The sequence below is a fragment of the Streptomyces clavuligerus genome (assembly GCF_005519465.1).
Classification (GTDB): domain Bacteria; phylum Actinomycetota; class Actinomycetes; order Streptomycetales; family Streptomycetaceae; genus Streptomyces; species Streptomyces clavuligerus.
On record NZ_CP027858.1, the window covers coordinates 5234037 to 5253353 of the forward strand.

18 protein-coding genes are annotated in these 19317 nt (G+C 75.6%); 11 read left to right on the forward strand and 7 right to left on the reverse strand.

Annotated features, from left to right (window positions below):
- The first annotated feature begins 7 nt into the window (after window positions 1–7).
- From CRV15_RS22055 to lgt, 10 genes are all read left to right on the forward strand, one after another.
- Window positions 8–1513, forward strand: a complete 1506-nt coding sequence (locus CRV15_RS22055) for an anthranilate synthase component I (RefSeq protein WP_003960149.1) — start codon at window positions 8–10, stop codon at window positions 1511–1513.
- 72 nt (window positions 1514–1585) lie between these two features.
- Window positions 1586–2239 carry a TIGR02234 family membrane protein gene (locus tag CRV15_RS22060; protein ID WP_003960148.1) on the forward strand — a complete coding sequence of 218 codons (654 nt, stop codon included), beginning with the start codon at window positions 1586–1588 and terminating at the stop codon, window positions 2237–2239.
- 237 nt (window positions 2240–2476) lie between these two features.
- Complete coding sequence (locus CRV15_RS22065; protein ID WP_029182886.1) at window positions 2477–2755, forward strand: HGxxPAAW family protein; 279 nt, start codon at window positions 2477–2479, stop codon at window positions 2753–2755.
- A gap of 95 nt (window positions 2756–2850) precedes the next feature.
- The gene (locus CRV15_RS22070) at window positions 2851–3285 is read left to right on the forward strand and encodes a DUF2752 domain-containing protein (protein ID WP_003960146.1); all 435 of its coding nucleotides are present in this window, start codon (window positions 2851–2853) and stop codon (window positions 3283–3285) included.
- A 159-nt stretch (window positions 3286–3444) separates the two neighbouring features.
- On the forward strand, window positions 3445–4254 hold the full coding sequence (trpC, locus tag CRV15_RS22075; RefSeq protein WP_009995864.1) for an indole-3-glycerol phosphate synthase TrpC: 810 nt from the start codon (window positions 3445–3447) through the stop codon (window positions 4252–4254).
- A 6-nt stretch (window positions 4255–4260) separates the two neighbouring features.
- Entirely contained in the window at window positions 4261–4461 is a 201-nt protein-coding gene (trpM, locus tag CRV15_RS22080; RefSeq protein ID WP_003960144.1) for a tryptophan biosynthesis modulator TrpM, read from the forward strand.
- 298 nt (window positions 4462–4759) lie between these two features.
- On the forward strand, window positions 4760–5998 hold the full coding sequence (gene trpB, locus CRV15_RS22085) for a tryptophan synthase subunit beta (protein WP_003960143.1): 1239 nt from the start codon (window positions 4760–4762) through the stop codon (window positions 5996–5998).
- Window positions 5995–6828: a tryptophan synthase subunit alpha gene (gene trpA, locus CRV15_RS22090; protein WP_003960142.1), complete on the forward strand. Its 834-nt coding sequence runs from the start codon at window positions 5995–5997 to the stop codon at window positions 6826–6828. The genes trpB and trpA overlap by 4 nt, the downstream gene beginning before the upstream one ends.
- A 169-nt stretch (window positions 6829–6997) precedes the next feature.
- On the forward strand, window positions 6998–8035 hold the full coding sequence (locus tag CRV15_RS22095; RefSeq protein WP_003960140.1) for a DsbA family protein: 1038 nt from the start codon (window positions 6998–7000) through the stop codon (window positions 8033–8035).
- Window positions 8036–8159: 124 nt separating this feature from the next.
- On the forward strand, window positions 8160–9137 hold the full coding sequence (gene lgt / locus CRV15_RS22100) for a prolipoprotein diacylglyceryl transferase (protein WP_003960139.1): 978 nt from the start codon (window positions 8160–8162) through the stop codon (window positions 9135–9137).
- A 220-nt stretch (window positions 9138–9357) separates the two neighbouring features.
- Here the strand turns inward: lgt and CRV15_RS22105 are convergent, their stop codons facing one another.
- From CRV15_RS22105 to CRV15_RS22140, 7 genes are all read right to left on the reverse strand, one after another.
- Window positions 9358–10161, reverse strand: coding sequence for an HpcH/HpaI aldolase/citrate lyase family protein (locus CRV15_RS22105; RefSeq protein WP_003960138.1), 804 nt, complete (start codon window positions 10159–10161; stop codon window positions 9358–9360).
- Window positions 10158–11462 carry a CaiB/BaiF CoA transferase family protein gene (locus tag CRV15_RS22110; RefSeq protein ID WP_003960137.1) on the reverse strand — a complete coding sequence of 435 codons (1305 nt, stop codon included), beginning with the start codon at window positions 11460–11462 and terminating at the stop codon, window positions 10158–10160. Before CRV15_RS22110 ends, CRV15_RS22105 begins: the two co-directional genes overlap by 4 nt.
- Window positions 11459–12346 (reverse strand): ribokinase, encoded by an 888-nt coding sequence (rbsK, locus tag CRV15_RS22115; protein ID WP_003960136.1) that lies wholly within the window; start codon window positions 12344–12346, stop codon window positions 11459–11461. Before rbsK ends, CRV15_RS22110 begins: the two co-directional genes overlap by 4 nt.
- Window positions 12343–13884, reverse strand: a complete 1542-nt coding sequence (locus tag CRV15_RS36835; RefSeq protein WP_372461442.1) for an ADP-ribosylglycohydrolase family protein — start codon at window positions 13882–13884, stop codon at window positions 12343–12345. The genes rbsK and CRV15_RS36835 overlap by 4 nt, the downstream gene beginning before the upstream one ends.
- 704 nt (window positions 13885–14588) lie before the next feature.
- Window positions 14589–15752 carry an ADP-ribosylglycohydrolase family protein gene (locus CRV15_RS22130; protein ID WP_003960133.1) on the reverse strand — a complete coding sequence of 388 codons (1164 nt, stop codon included), beginning with the start codon at window positions 15750–15752 and terminating at the stop codon, window positions 14589–14591.
- Window positions 15721–17232, reverse strand: a complete 1512-nt coding sequence (locus tag CRV15_RS22135; RefSeq protein ID WP_009995856.1) for an ADP-ribosylglycohydrolase family protein — start codon at window positions 17230–17232, stop codon at window positions 15721–15723. The genes CRV15_RS22130 and CRV15_RS22135 overlap by 32 nt, the downstream gene beginning before the upstream one ends.
- Window positions 17229–18383, reverse strand: coding sequence for an ADP-ribosylglycohydrolase family protein (locus CRV15_RS22140; RefSeq protein WP_003960131.1), 1155 nt, complete (start codon window positions 18381–18383; stop codon window positions 17229–17231). The genes CRV15_RS22135 and CRV15_RS22140 overlap by 4 nt, the downstream gene beginning before the upstream one ends.
- 203 nt (window positions 18384–18586) lie before the next feature.
- Here CRV15_RS22140 and CRV15_RS22145 point away from each other — a divergent pair, with 203 nt between their 5' ends.
- The gene (locus CRV15_RS22145; RefSeq protein WP_009995853.1) at window positions 18587–19315 is read left to right on the forward strand and encodes a VIT1/CCC1 transporter family protein; all 729 of its coding nucleotides are present in this window, start codon (window positions 18587–18589) and stop codon (window positions 19313–19315) included.
- Window positions 19316–19317 lie beyond the last annotated feature (2 nt).

A 19317-nucleotide genomic window follows, 5' to 3' on the forward strand; every position in this document is an offset into this window, starting at 1 on the left:
GGGCGCCATGGACCTGGAGACCTTCCGCGCGCTCGCCGCCGACCGCCGCGTCATCCCCGTCACCCGCAGGCTGCTCGCCGACGGCGACACCCCGGTCGCGCTCTACCGCAGGCTCGCGGCGGAACGCCCCGGCACCTTCCTCCTGGAGTCGGCGGAGAACGGGCGCTCGTGGTCCCGGTACTCCTTCATCGGCGTACGCAGCGCCGCGACCCTCACCGAGCGGGACGGCCGGGCGCACTGGCTGGGCACCCCGCCCGTCGGCGTGCCCACCGAGGGCGACCCGCTCGCCGCGCTGCGCGCCACCGTGGAGGCCCTGCACACCCCCGTCCCCGCGGCCGAGGGCGACCACCCGGCGCACGGCCTGCCGCCCTTCACCGGCGGCATGGTCGGCTACCTCGGCTACGACATCGTCCGCAGGCTGGAGAAGATCGGCCCCGGCGACCGCGACGACCTGCGGCTGCCCGAGCTGACCATGCTGCTGACCTCGGATCTCGCGGTGCTCGACCACTGGGACGGCACCGTGCTGCTGATCGCCAACGCGATCAACCACAACGACCTCGCCACCGGCGTCGACGACGCCTGGGCCGACGCCGTCGCCCGCCTCGACGCCATGGAGGCCGACCTCGGCCGCCCCCTGCACTCCGCGCCGACCGCCCTGCCCGCCTCCGAACTGCCCGCGTTCACCGCCCGCTGGGGCGGCGAGCAGTACCAGGAGGCCGTCGAGGACATCAAGGAGCGGATCAGGGCCGGGGAAGCCTTCCAGGTGGTGCCCTCGCAGCGGTTCGAGACCGACTGCACGGCGAGCGCCCTGGACGTCTACCGGGTGCTGCGGGCCACCAACCCCAGCCCCTACATGTACCTCTTCCGCTTCGACGGCTTCGACGTCGTCGGCTCCAGCCCCGAGGCCCTGGTCAAGGTCGAGGACGGCCGGGCCATGGTCCACCCCATCGCCGGGACCCGCCCCCGCGGTGCCACCCCGCAGCAGGACCAGGCCCTCGCCGACGAACTCCTCGCCGACCCCAAGGAGCGCGCCGAGCATCTGATGCTCGTCGACCTCGGCCGCAACGACCTCGGCCGGGTCTGCGAGCCCGGCAGCGTGGAAGTGGTCGACTTCATGTCCGTCGAGCGCTACTCCCATGTGATGCACATCGTCTCCACTGTCACGGGCCGGGTCGCCCCCGGACGCACGGCCTTCGACGTGCTCACCGCCTGCTTCCCCGCCGGGACCCTCTCCGGGGCGCCCAAGCCCCGCGCCATGCAGATCATCGACGAGCTGGAGCCCGCCCGCCGCGGGCTGTACGGCGGCTGCGTCGGCTATCTCGACTTCGCGGGGAACTCCGACACCGCGATCGCCATCCGGACCGCGCTGCTCCGCGACGGAACGGCGTTTGTGCAGGCCGGAGCGGGTGTGGTGGCCGACTCCGACCCCGTGTCCGAGGACACCGAGTGCCGCAACAAAGCCGCGGCGGTGCTCCGGGCCGTCCACACCGCGAACCGGCTCGCCGCGCTCTGAGGGCCCGGCCCGCCGCGCCCCGAGGGCCCCGGGGCGGGGCGGCCGACCGGTGCCCCACCCCGGTAGGGGATAGTGGGGTGCGTGAGTGCCGTACCCGTACCCCAGCCCCGTGCCACCGACGCCGAGGCCCCGGCGGCGGCCGTGACGAGCGCGCGCCGGAGCCTCGCCGCGGCCCTGCTGCTCGGCGCCGCCGGCGCCGCCGTCGTCCTGCTCACCGCCAAGCAGACCTGGGCGGAGGGCAAGGCCGCCGTCGTCGGCGGCGCCCTGCCGCTCGAAGCCGACGGCAGCGAGGTCACCGGTCTGCCCACCGCCCTCGCGGTCGTCTCCCTCGCCGCGCTCGTCGCCGTCTTCGCGGTCCGGGGTACCGGCCGGGTCCTCGTCTCCGCCGTGCTCGCCCTGAGCGGCGCCGGAGCGGGTGCCGCCGCCCTCCTCGCCACCGCCGGTGGCGGCACCCTGGACGAGAAGGCCGCCCGGACCACCGGCGACCTCTCCGCCGAGGTCGCCGGGCTCACCCATACGGCCTGGCCCTATGTGAGCGCGGCGGGCGCCCTGCTGCTCCTGCTCGCCGGTCTGCTCGCGCTGCGCCACGGCAAGTACTGGCCCGCCATGTCCGGCCGCTACGAGCGTGACGGCACCCCGCGCGCCCGCCGCCCCGCCCCCGTCGACCCGGACCGGCCCGAGGACCTGTGGAAGGCGCTGGACCGGGGCGAGGACCCCACGGGCTGAGCCCCGGCCCCTTCCGCCACCGGCCGACCGGCGGCGGAAGAGCCCCCGCCGCGGACCCGGCGGGGCCGACATGCCGGAGACGTTCGCCGTGCCCCCGGACGCGTGCGGGCCGACCGCGTACGGAACAATGGATCAGAGCCCGGGTCCACGCCGGGGCTCACCCGGGTCCACGGCCTCCCGTGCGGAGCCGTACCCGCCACCGAGCACCAGCAGAGCATCATCAACGAGGAGCAACTCATGTCGGCCTCCGCCCACGGACACACCCCGGCCGCCTGGACCGGCGTCTGCATCTCCTTCGTCGGCTTCTGCATCGCCGGCGTCTTCATGGTCGCCGCCAACCCCCCCGGCTTCTGGGCCGGTATCGCGGTCGTCCTCCTCGGCGGGGTCGTCGGCCTCGGTATGAAGGCCGCCGGGCTCGGGGTGCCCAAGCAGTCGGCTGAGCAGCTCGAAGCCCGCGAGAAGGCCACGGAGGCGGCCCGCGCCAAGACCGCGGAAACCCTGGCGGCGCGGTCCTGAACCCCTCCGCCCGGCCCCGGGCGGCAGCGGACACGAGGCGCGGGACCGGCACGGCCGGGCTGCGCCTCTTCGCGTTCCCGGGGGAGAATCGCCGCGTGGACGCCCCGACCCCCTCAGCCGCCGCCGCGCCGCGGCCCCTCGCCCGGCGGCTCGCCGCGCCCCTGGGCGCCCTCGCCGCCGCGACCGCCGCCTTCGCCTACGTCGGCGCCGTCGACCCGAACGAGCCGGGCCACTACCCCGTCTGCCCGCTGCTGAACCTCACCGGTCTGTACTGTCCGGGCTGCGGCGGGCTGCGCAGCGCCCACGCCGTCGTCCACGGCGATCTGTCCGCCGCCCTCGGCGCCAACGCGCTGGCCGTCCTCGCCTACGCCGTCCTCGCCGCCGTCTGGACGGCATGGCTGACGCGGGCCGTACGGGACCGGCCGCCGCCGCGGCCCCTCGCGCCGGTGTGGTGGTGGTCGCTCGGCGGGGTGATGCTGGTGTTCTCGGTGGTGCGCAATCTGCCCTCCGGCGCCGCGCTGGCTCCCTGAGCAGGCCATTCCAGGTGGGCCCAGAGCGACGGACCGTCCACGGAGTGGTCCATTCCGTGGGACGGCCGCCGACCGGATGCGGAGCCCGGGACCGGCTCCGGATACCATCGACCTTGGTTGATCCTGAACCACCAAACGTGCCGAAAGGGGGCCGCTCGGGTGAGTGTGCTCGACGAGATCATCGAAGGCGTGCGCGCCGACCTCGCGGAACGGCAGGCACGCGTCAGCCTCGACGAGCTCAAGGAGCGCGCCGCCAAGGCCCCCGCGGCCAAGGACGGTGCGGCAGCGCTCCGGGGCGAAGGCGTTCAGGTGATCTGCGAGGTGAAGCGCTCCAGCCCCTCCAAGGGCGCGCTCGCCGCGATCGCCGACCCGGCCGGTCTCGCGGCCGACTACGAGGCGGGCGGCGCGGCCGTCATCTCCGTCCTGACCGAGGAGCGCCGCTTCGGCGGCTCGCTCGCCGACCTGGAGGCCGTGCGCGCCCGGGTGGACATCCCCGTGCTGCGCAAGGACTTCATCGTCACCGCGTACCAGCTCTGGGAGGCCCGCGCGTACGGCGCCGACCTGGTGCTGCTGATCGTCGCCGCCCTGGAGCAGGAGGCCCTGGTCTCGCTGATCGAGCGGGCCGAGTCGATCGGTCTCACGCCCCTGGTCGAGGTCCACGACGAGGAGGAGATCGAGCGCGCCGTGGCCGCGGGCGCCCGGATCATCGGGGTGAACGCGCGCAACCTCAAGACCCTGGAGGTGGACCGTTCCACCTTTGAACGGGTCGCCGAGGACATCCCCGCCGGGATCGTCAAGATCGCCGAATCCGGGGTGCGCGGCCCGCACGATCTGATCGCCTACGCCAACGCGGGCGCCGACGCGGTCCTCGTCGGAGAGTCCCTGGTCACCGGGCGTGACCCCAGGACGGCCGTGGCCGACCTGGTCGCCGCCGGGGCCCACCCGGCGCTGCGCCACGGACGGAACTGAGCCGCTGTGACCGCCGCCGCCCCCTCCCCGCGCCGTACGCGCCCGGCCTCCGGTGACGCGTATGCGGGGCTGGCCCGTGGCTGCCGCCCCCGCGGCTGCCGCGCGCCCGCCCGCCGGGTGCACGGGCGGCGCGTCCGCTATGTGATCGGCTCGGAGCCCGGCCAGGTCAACGGCATGCGATGGCGGCCCGGCTCCGCGTACCGCTGAGGCCCCGGCCGGCGCCGCTCCCCTGAGCGGGCGCCGCTGCCGCCGCCCCGCGCGCGCCCGGCACCCCGTCTCCCCGCGGAACGGTGGTCCGGCCGCGACCGGAGCCCTGTCTTCCGTGTCTGTCCCCCGTGGGTGCCGTACGGGGGTGCCCCCGGCGTTCCCGCCGTACGGGTGCCTCCGCCGGTCGGCGGGCGGTGGCGCGGACGGCGCGGGCCCGCTGTACGCGTTCGCCATTCGTCCCGTCCTGTGCACAACGGAACGTTCAGGGGCCGCCGAGCCCCTGCGAGGAGTACAACGGATGTCTTTCGACTTCTTCATCCCGGACCCCGAGGGCGCGGTGCCCAGCGCCGCGGGTTACTTCGGTGACTACGGCGGCAAGTTCATCCCCGAGGCGCTGGTCGCCGCGGTCGACGAGGTCGCCGTCGAGTACGACAAGGCCAAGGCCGACCCCGCCTTCACCGCCGAGCTGACGGATCTGCTGGTCAACTACACCGGCAGGCCCAGCGCCCTGACCGAGGTGCCCCGGTTCGCCGAGCACGCGGGCATGGCGCGGATCTTCCTCAAGCGGGAGGACCTCAACCACACCGGCTCGCACAAGATCAACAACGTGCTGGGCCAGGCGCTGCTCACCCGGCGCATGGGCAAGACCCGGGTGATCGCCGAGACCGGCGCGGGCCAGCACGGCGTCGCCACCGCGACCGCCTGCGCCCTCTTCGGACTCGACTGCACCATCTACATGGGGGAGGTCGACACCCAGCGGCAGGCGCTCAACGTCGCCCGGATGCGGATGCTCGGCGCCGAGGTCATCCCCGTGAAGTCCGGCAGCCGCACCCTCAAGGACGCCATCAACGAGGCGTTCCGCGACTGGGTCGCCAACGTCGACCACACCCACTACCTCTTCGGCACCGTCGCCGGTCCGCACCCCTTCCCGGCCATGGTCCGCGACTTCCACCGGGTCATCGGGGTCGAGGCGCGCCGCCAGCTCCTGGAGCGGGCCGGACGGCTGCCGGACGCGGCCGTCGCCTGTGTCGGCGGCGGCTCCAACGCCATCGGACTCTTCCACGCCTTCCTGCCGGACACCTCCGTGCGGCTCGTCGGCTGCGAGCCCGGCGGCCACGGCCTGGAGACGGGCGAGCACGCGGCCACCCTGACCGCGGGGGAGCCCGGCGTGCTGCACGGTTCGCGCTCGTACGTCCTCCAGGACGACGAGGGCCAGATCACCGAGCCGTACTCGATCTCCGCCGGGCTCGACTACCCCGGCATCGGCCCGGAGCACTCGTACCTCAAGGACATCGGACGGGCCGAGTACCGCGCGGTCACCGATGAGGCGGCCATGCAGGCGCTGCGGCTGCTCTCGCGCACGGAGGGCATCATTCCGGCGATCGAGTCGGCGCACGCGCTCGCCGGGGCCCTGGAACTGGGCCGGGAGCTGGGCAAGGACGGCCTGATCGTCGTCAATCTGTCCGGCCGGGGCGACAAGGACATGGACACCGCCGCCCGCTACTTCGGGCTGTACGACGGGGAGGACGCCAAGTGAGCGGGAAGCTGGCCCTGCTGAACGAGACCCTCGCGGCGGCGAAGGCCGAGGGGCGCGCCGCGCTCATCGCCTATCTCCCGGCCGGGTTCCCCACGGTCGACGGCGGGATCGAGGCGATCACGGCGGTCCTGGCGGGCGGCGCCGACATCGTCGAGGTCGGGCTGCCGCACAGCGATCCGGTTCTCGACGGGCCGGTCATCCAGACCGCCGACGACATCGCCCTGCGGGGCGGGGTGCGGATCGCCGACGTCATGCGCACGGTCCGCGAGGCGCACGCCGCCACCGGCAAGCCGGTGCTGGTGATGACGTACTGGAACCCCATCGACCGCTATGGCGTCGAGCGGTTCACGGCCGAGCTGGCCGAGGCGGGCGGCGCCGGGTGCATCCTGCCCGACCTGCCGGTCGAGGAGTCCGCCAGCTGGCGTGAGCACGCGGAGAAGCACGGTCTGGCGACCGTCTTCGTCGTCGCGCCCAGCAGCAGGACCGAGCGGATCGGCACCATCGCCGCCGCGGGCTCCGGCTTTGTCTACGCCGCCTCGCTGATGGGCGTCACCGGCACCCGGGAGAGCGTCGGCGCCCAGGCCCAGGACCTCGTCGAACGCACCCGCACCACCACCGGGCTGCCGGTCTGCGTAGGGCTCGGGGTGTCCAACGCCGGGCAGGCGGCCCAGGTCGCCTCCTTCGCCGACGGGGTGATCGTCGGCTCCGCCTTCGTCAAGCGCATCCTGGACGCCCCCGACGCCGCAGCGGGGGTCACGGCCGTGCGTGAGCTGGCCGCCGAGCTGGCCGCCGGGGTCCGCGCCGGTTCCGGCCGCCGCGCGGACGGCTGACGGACGGCTGACGCGCGGACGATTGCCGGGAGGCGGCCGCCGGGCCGCTTGAGGGGCGCGCGGGCGCCCCGCCGTGCGCCGTCCGCGCGCGATCGCACCCTGATCGCTCGTACGGGTGGAAGTGGGACCGGGGAGGCGCGCTGGCGCCTCCCCGGTTCGTTTGCGGGGTGTGAACGACAGGAACGACAGCAACGAGAGCAACAGCACCCCGCAGCCGTCTCCGGGGCAGCCCCGGAAGGGGACCGCCCGGGAGCGGATTCAGCGGGAGCGCGAGCGGGAGAAGGCCCAGGAACGCCGCCGCAGGGTGCTGATCATCTCCTCGGCGGTGGTGGCGGTCCTCGGGCTCGCGGCGATCGTCGGCGTGATCGCCGCGAACACGGACTCCTCGAAGGACAAGACCGCGCAGTCCGGTCCCACCGTGCCGCCCGTCGGCGCCGTGGGGGAGAAGGAGCTGGCCATCCCGGTCGGCACCGAGGACGCGCCCTCCACCCTCACCATCTGGGAGGACTTCCGCTGCCCGGTCTGCGCCCAGTTCGAGAACATCTTCCGGGACACCATCCACGACCTGGAGAAGAGCGGCGACATCCGGGCCGAGTACCGCCTCGCCACGATCATCGACGGGAACATGGGCGGCAGCGGCTCGCTGCGCGCGGCCAACGCGGCGGCGTGCGCCCAGGACGCCGGGAAGTTCGACCCGTACCACGATGTGCTCTTCCAGAACCAGCCGGCGGAGACGGACGACGCCTTCGGCAACAACGGCAGGCTGATCGAGCTGGCGGGCAAGGTGCCCGGGCTGGACACCCCGGCGTTCCGCGGCTGTGTGGAGGACGGCAAGCACGACTCCTGGGTCACCGAGTCGAACAAGGCGTTCTCCGAGGGAGGCTTCCGGGGCACGCCCACGGTTCTGCTCAACGGCCAGTCGATCTTCCCCGACAAGGGCGGTGAGCAGATCTCCGTCGAGAACCTGAAGAAGTGGGTGACCGAGGCCAACCAGGGCAAGAAGCCCGGCACCCGTTCCCCGGCGGCCGCCCCGCCCGGTTCCGCCTCCCCGGCCCCGCCCGCCGCGGCGGCCGTGCCGCCGTCCGCGGCGTCGGCACCCCCGTCGGCCTCGGCGCCCTCCTCGGCCCCGGCCCCCGGTACGGCTCCGGTTCCCGGCGCGGGTACGGCATCCGCCCCGGCGGCGCTCATGGACCCCGGAGCGCCGTAGCCTCCGGTCCGCTCCTGCCGCTCGGACCGCTTCCGGAGTCCGCCGGGCGGCGGGGCCCGTTACCCAGACGTTGCGCGGGTGGGTTGCCCGGTCCGCCGTGCGGCAGGGTAGCGTCGACGGTGCCATGGATATTGCCTACATTCCCAGCCCGTCGACCGGAGTGATCCATCTTGGACCGCTTCCGCTGCGCGGCTACGCGTTCTGCATCATCATCGGTGTCTTCGTAGCCGTCTGGTACGGCAACAAGCGCTGGGTCGCTCGTGGCGGCAAGGCCGGCACCGTGGCCGACATCGCCGTCTGGGCGGTGCCCTTCGGCCTGGTCGGCGGTCGGCTCTACCACGTGATCACCGACTATCAGCTGTACTTCAGCGAGGGTGAGAACTGGGTCGACGCCTTCAAGATCTGGGAGGGCGGCCTGGGCATCTGGGGCGCCATCGCCTTCGGCGCGCTCGGGGCGTGGATCGGCTGCCGCCGCCGGGGCATCCCGCTGCCCGCGTGGGCGGACGCCGTGGCGCCGGGCATCGCCATCGCCCAGGCCATCGGCCGCTGGGGCAACTGGTTCAACCAGGAGCTGTACGGCAAGCCGACGGATCTGCCCTGGGCGCTGGAGATCAGCGAGGGCCCGAACCGGGAGGCCGGGCTCTACCACCCGACCTTCCTGTACGAGTCGCTGTGGTGCGTCGGCGTGGCCCTGCTGGTGATCTGGGCCGACCGCCGCTTCCGGCTGGGCCACGGCCGGGCCTTCGCGCTCTATGTCGCGGGCTACTGCGCGGGCCGCGGCTGGATCGAGTACATGCGGGTGGACGAGGCCCACGAGGTGCTGGGGCTGCGGCTCAACGTCTGGACCTCGATCGTCGTCTTCGTCCTCGCCGTCATCTACATCGTCGTCTCCGCGCGGCTGCGGCCGGGCCGGGAGGAGACCGTGGAGCCGGAGCGCCCGGGCGCGACCCCGGCGGAGGGTGCCGCCGGCGCCGCCGCGACGGAGAAGGCCACCACCGGGAAGGCGGGGGACTCCGCCACCGAGGCCGCCTCCGCCTCCGCCTCCGACACGGGCACCGACGTCGGCGCACCGTCCGGCGCGGGCCCGGCCCAGAAGGGCTGAGCCCTCCCGCGGACGCGCCGAAGGCCGCCGGGCCCCTCTCCAGGGGTCGGGCGGCCTTCGTGCGTCTCCGGGGCCGTGAGCGGCGGTACGCGGGTCCTGCCCCGGGCGCCATGGGGCCGCCGGAGGCGGTGAGTCGTCCGTCCGGACGGGCATCGGACGGGCAAGGGGGCGCAGTCAGGACGCTGCCCTGCGGACCGGACCGGACCGGGCCGGGCGCGGGTCAGGGGAAGGGGGCGCGGCGGGCGAGGGTGAGGGTGTGTTCGGCGGCGGCCACGATCGCCGCGTCCACGAAACGGCCGTCGGGCAGGGCGAGCGCCCCCTCCTCCGCCGCGGCGGCCTTGACGATCTCCTCCGCCGCCTCGATCTCCCGCGGTGTCGGCCGGAAGGCCCGTTCGATGACCGGGAGCTGCCGGGGGTGGATGGCCGCCCGGCCGAAGAAGCCCTGGGCCCGGCCGTGGGCGCAGGAGGCGAAGAGGGCGTCCAGGTCCCGGATGTCCGGGAAGACGGACTGGGGCGGGGCCGGGAGCCCGGCCGCCCGGGCGGCGACCACCACCCGGGAGCGCGGCCAGTCCAGCGCCGAGCCGTCCCGGACACCGAGTTCGGCGCGGAGGTCGGCCTCCCCGATCGAGATCCCGCGAACGGCGGGGTGCGCGGTGGCGATGGTGTACGCGTGCTCGATGGCCAGCGCGGATTCCAGCAGTGGATGGAGGGGGACCCCGGGGGCGAGCCGGGCGATCCGGCGAATGTCAGTGGCGTGTGCGACCTTGGGAACACGCAGGGCGCCGAGGCCGGGCAGACCGGTCAGCGCCGCGATGTCCCCGGGGGAGTTGATGCGGACATGGACCGGTACACGGTGGCGGGATGCGAGGAGTTCGGCTGTCGCCGCGAGCGCGTAGGCCCGGCGGGCGGGGGCGACGGCGTCCTCCAGATCGACGATCACGGCGTCGGCGGGCGCGGCGAGGGCTTTGAGTACCACGTCCGGCCGGTCGCCGGGGGCATAGAGATAGGTGAGCGGGGCGTTCACAGCGCGCCCTGGGCGCGGAGTTCGGCGATATCGGCCCCGGTCAGGCCGAGTTCGCCCAGGACTTCGTCCGTGTCGGCGCCGTGCGGGCGGCCCGCCCAGCGGATCGCGCCGGGTGTCTCGGAGAGGCGGAAGAGGACGTTCTGCATCCGGAGCGGGCCGAGTTCGGGGTCGTCGACCTCGGTGATGGTGTCCAGCGCGCGGTACTGCGGATCGTCCATCACCTCGCGGATGTCGTAGACGGGCGCCACCGCGGCCTCGGCCTTCTCGAAGGCGGTCAGTACCTCGGCGCGGGTGCGCCGGGCAATCCAGCCGCCGACGGCCGCGTCCAGCTCCTCCGTGTGCCGGGCCCGCCCGGCTCCGCTGGCGAACCAGGGCTCCTCGGCCAGCTCCGGCCGTCCCACCAGTCGCAGCACCCGTTCGGCGACGGACTGCGCTGAGGTGGAGACGGCCAGCCACTGGCCGTCGGCGGTCCGGTAGGTGTTGCGCGGGGCGTTGTTGCGGGAGCGGTTGCCGGTGCGGGGCTGGACATAGCCGAGCTGATCGTACCAGATCGGCTGGGGGCCGAGGACGGTGAGGATCGGCTCGATGATCGCCATGTCCACGACCTGGCCCCGGCCGGTGGCGGCGCGGGCGGCCAGGGCGGTCAGGACGGCGTAGGAGGTGGCGAGCGCGGCGATCGAGTCGGCGAGCCCGAAGGGAGGCAGGGTCGGTGGTCCGTCGGGTTCCCCGGTGACGGCGGCGAAGCCGCTCATGGCCTCGGCGAGGGTGCCGAAGCCGGGCCGGTGGGCGTAGGGGCCGAACTGTCCGAAGCCGGTGACCCGGGTCAGCACCAGCCGGGGGTTGACGGCGCTCAGCTCGGCCCAGCCGAGCCCCCAGCGCTCCAGGGTGCCGGGGCGGAAGTTCTCGATCACCACATCGGCTCCGGCGGCCAGCCGGAGCAGGATGTCCCGGCCACCGGGGGCGGAGAGGTCCAGCGTGACGGTCCGCTTGTTGCGGCCGAGGAGCTTCCACCAGAGGCCGACGCCGTCCCGGTCGGGACCGTGGCCCCGGGAGGGGTCCGGCCGGTCGGGGTGCTCGACCTTGACGACGTCGGCGCCGAAGTCGCCGAGGAGGGTGGCCGCGAGCGGACCGGCGAAGAGCGTGGCCAGATCGAGGACCCGCAGCCCGCTCAGGGCGGCGGGAGCGGGAGCGGTGAACGGTGCCGAAGAGGCCGAGGCGGTGGAAGGGGGCGAGGCGGCCGGGGCGGCGGCGGGCCCGGAGGGGTCCGGCGGGAGGGGGGCCGTGGCGGGAGGAGAAGTCATGAGGCGCTGTCGATCTCCGGGCGGTAGGGCATGGAGGTGGAGGCACCGGGGCGCTGGACGCTGAGCGCGGCGGCCGCCGAGGCCCAGGGGATGGCCCGGTCCATGGGCAGGCCCTCGCCGAGGGCGACGGCGAGGGCCCCGACGAAGGTGTCACCGGCCGCCGTCGTGTCCACGGCGGTGACCTCGGGCGCGGGGAAGGAGCGGGGCCCGGCACCCCGTACGGCGTGGAGGCAGCCCGCGGCGCCCAGGGTGATCACCACCTCGGGGACCTGGCGCAGCAGGGTCTCGGCGGCGGCGCGGGGCTCAGCGACCCCGGTGAGGATCGCCGCCTCGTGCTCGTTGGGCACGAGCAGATCGGTGGCGGCGAGGAGGTCGGGCGGCAGCGGACGGGCGGGGGCGGGGGTGAGCACGGTCCGTACGCCGTGGCGGTGCGCGGCCCGCGCCCCGTCGAGGACGGCGGGGAGCGGGATTTCGAGCTGGAGCAGAAGGGTGGTCGCGGTGGCGATCAGGGTCTCGTCCCCGGGGACGAGAGAGGTGACGGTGGCGTTGGCGCCGGGAACGACGACGATCGCGTTGCCGCCGTCGTCGTCCACGACGATGTGCGCGGTGCCCGAGGGGCCCTCGGCCGTGCGCAGCAGATCGATGTCCACGCCGGAGGCGGCCAGGGTGTGCCGGAGCGCCGGGCCGAAGGCGTCGGACCCGACGGCTCCGATCATGGCGACGTCCCCGCCCGCGCGGGCGGCGGCGACGGCCTGGTTGGCGCCCTTGCCGCCGGGGACCATGGCGAAGTCCCGTCCGGTGACGGTCTCGCCCCGCCGGGGCGGCCGGGCGACATGGGCGACGAGATCCATATTGGTGCTGCCGAGCACCACGATGGCGGTCATGGGCGGCATGCCTCCCGGTGGGTGAGACGGGCGAGGGTGTCGAAGCCGACTCCACCGACTCCACTGAATCCGGCGACGGAGGTGGCGAGGCGGTTCTTCAGCGGGGCGGTCCAGCGTTCGGGCAGGGCGTCGGGCCGCCGGGCCAGCAGCCCCGCGATCGAGCCCGCGGTCGCGCCGTTGGAGTCGGTGTCCCAGCCGCCGGAGACGGCCCGGCAGATGGAGCCGGAGAAGTCCCCGTCGGCATGGGTGAGCGCGGCGGCCAGTAGCGCGGCGTTGGGGACAGTGTGCACCCAGTGGTAGTGGCCGTAGGCGGTGTGCAGCCGGTCCACGACGGTGTCGAAGCAGGTCTCGGCGCGGGCCTGGCCGACGCCGAAGCGGACGGCGCGGGCCAGACGTGAGCCGGGCGGCACCACCCGCAGGCCCTCGGCCAGGGCCCGGTGCACATCGTGGCCGCCGCCCGCCGCCGAGGCGATCACGGCGGCCAGGAACATCGCGCCGTGGACGCCGCTCGCGGTGTGGCTGAGGACGGCGTCCCGGTGCGCCTGCGCGGCGGCGGCGCCGGGGTCGCCGGGGTGGGTCCAGCCGTGCACGTCGGCGCGGATGGCGGCGCCGATCCACTCCCGGAAGGGGTTGTGGACCCGGGCGGTCAGCGGGGGTTCGACCCCGGAGAGGAGGTTGCGGTAGGCGATGCGCTCGGCGGTGAAGGTGCGGCCCGCCGGCAGCTCGTCCAGCCAGAGCCGGGCCACGTCGGTGGTGTGGAAGTCCTGTCCGTGCCGCTGGAGCAGAAGGAGGTTCAGCAGCGGGTAGTCGAGGTCGTCGTCCTCGGGCATGCCGTCGATGTTCTCGGCGAGCGAGGTGGGGGCCGAGCGCCGGTTGAACGGGTGGGCGCGCGCCACGTCCGCCGGGAGGCCGCGTGCGGTGAACCAGGTGGTGAGGGGCCAGTTCCCGGTGGCCCGGCCGATCGCCCGGATGCCCTGGAGCGGCAGTTTCTCCACCGGTTTGCCCAGCAGGCAGCCCACAGCGCGGCCGAGCCAGGCGGCGTGCAGGGCCGCGGTGTACCCGGCGCCGCCGTGCGCGCACCCCGTGCCGTCGGCGCCCGCGCACCCGTCGTCCGGCCCGTCGTCCGTCCGGTGGCCCGGCCGGTCGCCCGGCGGGCCGCCGGGGTGCGGCTGTGGCTGCTCCGGGAGTGGGGGGCCGACCTGCCCCGGGCCTGGAACGGTCGGTTCCGGCAGGGGGGCGGTGGTGGTCCGGCGGGGGGCGCGGACGCCCTCCCACGGGGGTGGCGCGTGCCCGTGCTCCCGGTTCCCCGGCCCGCCGGGGGCATCGGCTCCGGCCGGGACGGGGTGTCCATGGGGCGGGGTCGTGGTGTCGTGGGCCTCCCGGGCGGTTCCGGTGCGGGAGTGCGCCGAGGGGCCGGGGGCGGTGGCCGTCCCGGCGGGGACGGGGTGGCCGTGGGGCGGGGTCGAGGTGTCCCCGCCGCCGCGCGGGGGTACCGCGCCGGGTCCCTCCGGCGGGACGTGGCCGCCGGCCCCGGCCACCTCTCCGGCGGGGGCCGGGACCTGTCGGCCGCCGGAGGCCGTGCCCGGTGGCAGGGAGGAGGCCAGGGCGCGCGCCGGGAGGGGCCGTTCGCCGGGGGCGTCCGCCGCCGTGCCCCCGGGGCTGTGCGCGGAGCCGTTCGCGGGGTCGCTCGCGGGGCCGGAGCCGTTCCCGGTGGGTGCGGGCCGGTGCGGTCCGGGCTGTGGGGCCGTGCCGTCCTCCGTCGTCCGGGGGGCGGGTCGTGGGGCCGCTCCGGGGCCCGGCGCCGGAGCGGAGTCCCCCGCCCCGGGCCGCTCCATGGCCTGCGTCGGCGCCCCGGGGCCGGGGCCGGAGCCGTTCCCGGCGGGTGCGGTCCGGTGCGGTCCGGGCTGCGGGGCCGTGGTGCCTTCCGCCGTCCGCCGGGCCGGGGCGGGCCAGTCGGGGCAGAGCGCGCGGACGGCGGACAGCTCGGTCGGCTCCAGCGGGGCCAGCGGGGAGGGCAGGGCGGCCAGTTCGTCCAGGAGCCGCAGGGCGAGCGCGCGCAGGGCCGGGGGCGCGGGCGCGGGCGACGCGCCCGCCAGCGGCGGCGGGGGCGGGCCGCCCTCCGCCCGCCAGGCCGCCGCGACGGCTGCCGCGTCCCGGCCGTCCTCCGCCGCCTGCCGCAGCTCATGGCCGATCAGATCCTCGGGCTGCACCCAGGTGAGCCGCAGCGGCTCGGCCGGTCCGGTCATCGCCCACCCGCCGTGAGCGCGAGGAAGGCCGCCTCGTGGGCGCGGCGGCGCTCCCGGTCGCGGCGGAAGATCTCACGGGCGACGGCGGCCAGTTCGCGGGCGGGGGCGTGCAGATCGGTCCTGCTCGCCTCCGCCACCGTCTTCGCCCACTCCCGGGGCACCGCGTCCGCGCCGCCCAGCGCGCCCACGAGCGCGCCCGCCATGGAGGCGGTGGAGTCGCAGTCACGGCCGTAGTTGACCGCGCCCAGCACCGTACGGCGGAAGTCGCCGCCGCCCACCAGCAGCATGCCCAGCGCGATGGGCACCTCCTCGACGGAGCGGGTCCGGGAGGGTCTGCGGGCGTCCGGCGCCGGGGCGCGGTAGTCGGGGCCGACCGAGTCGAACGGGGCGACCGCCGCCCGCAGCGCCGGACGGGCGGCCTCGGTGTCGGTGTGCCCGGCGGCGGCGTCGGCCACCGCGGCGATCGCCGCCCGGGTCCCGTCCTTGGCGAGGGCGAGCGCCGTCCCCACCACCGACGCCGGTGTGGCGCCCGGGGCGCAGGCGGCGGCGACCGCCGCGGCGAAGACGCCCGCCGCCTCCCGCCCGTACGAGGACTGATGCGCCCCGGTGAGGTCCAGGGCCTCGGCGTAGGCGGCCTCGGGATGCGCCGCGTTGACCAGCCCCACCGGGGCCATGTACATCGCGGCACCGCAGTTGACGATATTGCCGACGCCCGCCTCACGCGGGTCGTGATGACCGTGGTGGAGCCGGGCGACCAGCCATTTCTCGGCGAGGAAGAGCCGGTGCAGCGGCAGGTCGGCGCGGTCGAGGTCGGGAATCCAGCGGGGTTCGGCCATCAGCTCCGGTACCAGGTGCCCGGCCACGGCGTACGCGTCGAGATGGTCGCGCACCGCCGTGTACACCCGGATCAGCGCATGCGTCATCAGGGTGTCGTCGGTGACCCGGCCGTCGCCCTTGCGGTACGGGGCGGCCGGGCGGGCCGTCCGCCACTCCTCGCCGTGCCAGGGGCCCACGAACCCCTGGACCGGGCCGCCGTGACGCTCCGTGATCTGCTCGGGGGACCAGCCCTCGACCGGGCCGCCGAGGGCGTCGCCGACGGCCGCGCCGACCAGACTGCCCGTGATCCGGTCATCGAGTGCCGGGTTCGCTGGTGTTGTCATCGCCATGCCGGAATTGTCCACCCGGGGTGCCCAGTTCCGTGTCTGCGAGCCGCCCGGCGAGTTCCACCAGATCCACCCCGGCGAACCGGGGCAGCGCACACCCCGGCAGAGTGCGGCACGCCTCGCGCCAACTGGCCGGAACGGCCCCGCCGCCGCCGAGCGCGCCGGTCAGCGCCCCCGCGAGGGCGGGGGCCGAGTCGGCGACCCGGGACAGGCACGCGGCGGTCGGCACCGCCTCGCCGACCCGGCCACGGGCGGCCGTGGCCACGGCGAGCGCCACCGGAACGGTCTCCGCCGCCGCGATGCCGTAGCTGTAGACATGGTCCACGATCTGGTGCTCCAGCAGGGGGACGAGGGCGAAGGCGGCGTCCGCCTCCCGGGCCAGGGCCACGGCGTGCCGGGCGTTGCGCCCGATCTCCGTGGCGCAGGGGAGCCGGTCGAGCGCGGCCTCCACGGCCTCGTCGACCCCGGCGCCGCCGAGCGCGGCGGCCACGGCGGCGGCCATGGCCCGGGCGCCGTGGACCCCGTCGCCGTCCTGGGTGTAACGGGCGTCGAACTCGGCCAGCCCGGCCGCCGCGGCGGGGTCCCCCGGATGGGCGACGGCGAGGACGGCCGCCCGCACACACGCGGCGTCGTCGAAGTAGTGCGGGTTGTCGTGCCCGGTCGCGGGCGGACGCAGCCCCGCGGCGAGATTGCCGAGCCCGGCCCGCACGGAGATCCGGGCGCGCAGCGGCAGAACGGCGGACTCCACCTCGGGGGCGCGTTCGGCGGCCGCGGCGACCTCGGCGGCCAGCGAGTTCCACGCCAGGTCGACGGCGGTGCGCAGCCTGCGGCCGGGGGAGAGCCCCGCGCAGAGCGGCCCGGCGGCGGCGAGCACGCACTCGGCGGCGAACGCGGCCCACTCGGCGTCGTCGGAGGGGCCGAGCCGCAGCGGCTCCGGGGGCTGGTTGAGGGCGATCGGCACCGGCAGGGTGGTGGTGGCGTTCTGCTCGGCGAAGGTGTCCAGCTCGCGGGTGAGCCGCCGGGTCCACTCGGGCATCCGGGCGGCCCGGTGCCGCGCGGCGGGCCAGCCCGCGGCGTCCCCGGCCGCGAGCCCCAGCAGCAGCCCCTCGACGGGCCGCACCACCGTCGCGCCGCGCCCCTGACCGGCGGTGGTCCGCGTCCCCTCCGCGCCTCGGACCCCGACCGGCGGCCGGGTGACGATCCGCACCGAACCCCGTACCGGCTCGCCCGCCGTGCCGGTACGAGGCCCGGTGGGGGAGCCGGGGCCGGGCGTCGTGCGGGAGGGCGCGGCCCGTACGGCCCGGGACGGCGGTTCCCGGTCGGGCCGGTCGCGCGTCGCGGTGGCCCGGACGGCGGCGCGCGCCACCGTTCCGTCCGTGTCCCGGCGGAGGTCCGTCGGGGGTCCGGGAGGCGGCGCCGGGACGGACCCGGGGGGCGGGGCGGCGGGGTCCGGGCGGGTGTCGGCTGGTGCGCTCATGACACCGTTCCCGGGCTTCCCGGGCTTTTCGGGTTCTCGGGGCCGGGGACCAGCAGGTCCGCGACGTCCAGGACATGGCGGCCCCGCATCGCGGGGAGACAGCTCCCCCGGACCGGGCCGATCGCCGAGGCCCACGCGGCGGGGATCGCGGAGCAGCCCGCGGCGGCGCCCGCCAGCGCGCCCGCGACCGCCGCGGTGGTGTCGGCGTCGCGGCCCATGTTGACGGCGGTGAGCACCGCGGTGCGGAAGTCGCCGCGCGCCACGGCGAACGCGCCGAAGGCCAGGCCCACCGCCTCCGGGGCCAGATCCGTCCAGGGGTAGCCGCCGATCACCACCGCGGAGCGCAACGCCCGTTCGGTGGCGAGGGCGTCGCCCCGGGGGCGCTGGGCGGCGATCACCCCGCGCCGCAGCGAGCGGGCCGTCCAGGAGTCCATCGGGATGACCGAGAGCGCCGCGCCGATCACCCCGGCGGGACCCGCCCCCGCCATCGCCGCCGCGACCCCGGCGGCGACCGCCTGGCCGCCGTAGATCCCCTCGCCCTCATGGCTGACCGTGCCGTCGACGGCGACCAGCCGCGCCGCCTCCTCGGGGCGGCCCGCCGCGTGGACGCCGAACGGGGCCGCCCGCATCGCCAGCCCGTCGCTCCAGGCGTGCCGGTGCTGCGCCGAGATGGGGGCGGCCAGCCCCCGGCGGAGGTTCTCCAGCGTGCCGCGCTCGCTGAACCCCGCGCCCCGGAAGGGGCCCTCGTCCAGGTCCGCGATCCAGTGGTGCCAGGCGCGTTCGACGTGGGCGACGGTCAGGGCGGAGCCGTGCCGGGCCAGCAGCAGGCCCGAGAGGATGGCGTACTCGGTGTCGTCCGTGCCCGCCGGGTCGTCCGTCACGAAGCCCTCGATACGGCCCCAGCGGCGGCGGATCTCCGAGGGCCGCAGATTCTCGGCGGGCGCGCCGAGCGCGTCCCCCACCGCGAGGCCCAGCAGCGCGCCGCGGGCGCGCTCCCGGAGCGTCGGCGGACGCGGCGTACTCGGTGGGTGTGGTGTGTGTGGTTCGTACGGTGCGTGCGGTGTCGATACGGCGCGCGATGCCGGTGGGGCGTGTGGTGTGTGCGGCGCGGGGCCGGGCGGATCGGCCGGAGTGTCTGCGACCAACGCCATGGCCGGCCCCTTTCGCGCGCGAGCCCCGTCGGGTGATCTGTGCCCCGGGTGGCCCGAACTGACTCAAAGAAACGTTTCTGTCACCCGCTCGATGCCAGGTAAGTACGGCCTGCCTTGCTGGCGGGCCCCTTACGTCGTGCGTATTTTCGAAGTCGAGAAGGTCGTCGGAACGGTTGGTTCCGGCGTCGGGGAAGGGGAGAGCTGTGTCCATCATCGAAACCGCCGCGCCGCTGCACGAGGCGCACCGCGACAACCACACGCACCGCGACGTCAACGGTGGTTGGCTGCGGCCCGCGGTGTTCGGCGCGATGGACGGACTCGTCTCCAACCTCGCGCTGATGACCGGTGTCGCGGGCAGCGCGGTCTCCCAGCAGACCATGGTGATCACCGGGCTCGCCGGGCTCGCGGCGGGCGCGTTCTCGATGGCGGCGGGCGAGTACACCTCGGTCGCGTCCCAGCGGGAGCTGGTTCTCGCGGAACTGGAGGTCGAGCGGAGCGAGTTGCGCAAGCACCCCGTCGACGAGATGGAGGAGCTGGCGGCGCTGTACGTCTCCCGGGGAGTGGAGCCCGCGCTCGCCCGTGAGGTGGCGATGCAGTTGTCCCGCGACCCGGACCAGGCGCTGGAGATCCACGCGCGGGAGGAACTGGGGATCGACCCGGACGACCTGCCGTCGCCCGCGGTGGCCGCGGTGTCGTCCTTCGGGTCCTTCGCGGTGGGCGCGCTGCTGCCGGTGCTGCCGTATCTGCTGGGCGCCACCGCGCTGTGGCCCGCGGTGCTGCTGGCCCTGCTGGGGCTCTTCGCCTGCGGCGCGCTGGTGGCCAGGGTGACCGCGAGGTCGTGGTGGTACAGCGGGTTCCGTCAGCTTGGGCTGGGTGGGCTGGCGGCGGCGGTGACGTATGGGTTGGGGGCGGTGTTCGGGGCGGCGCTCTGACC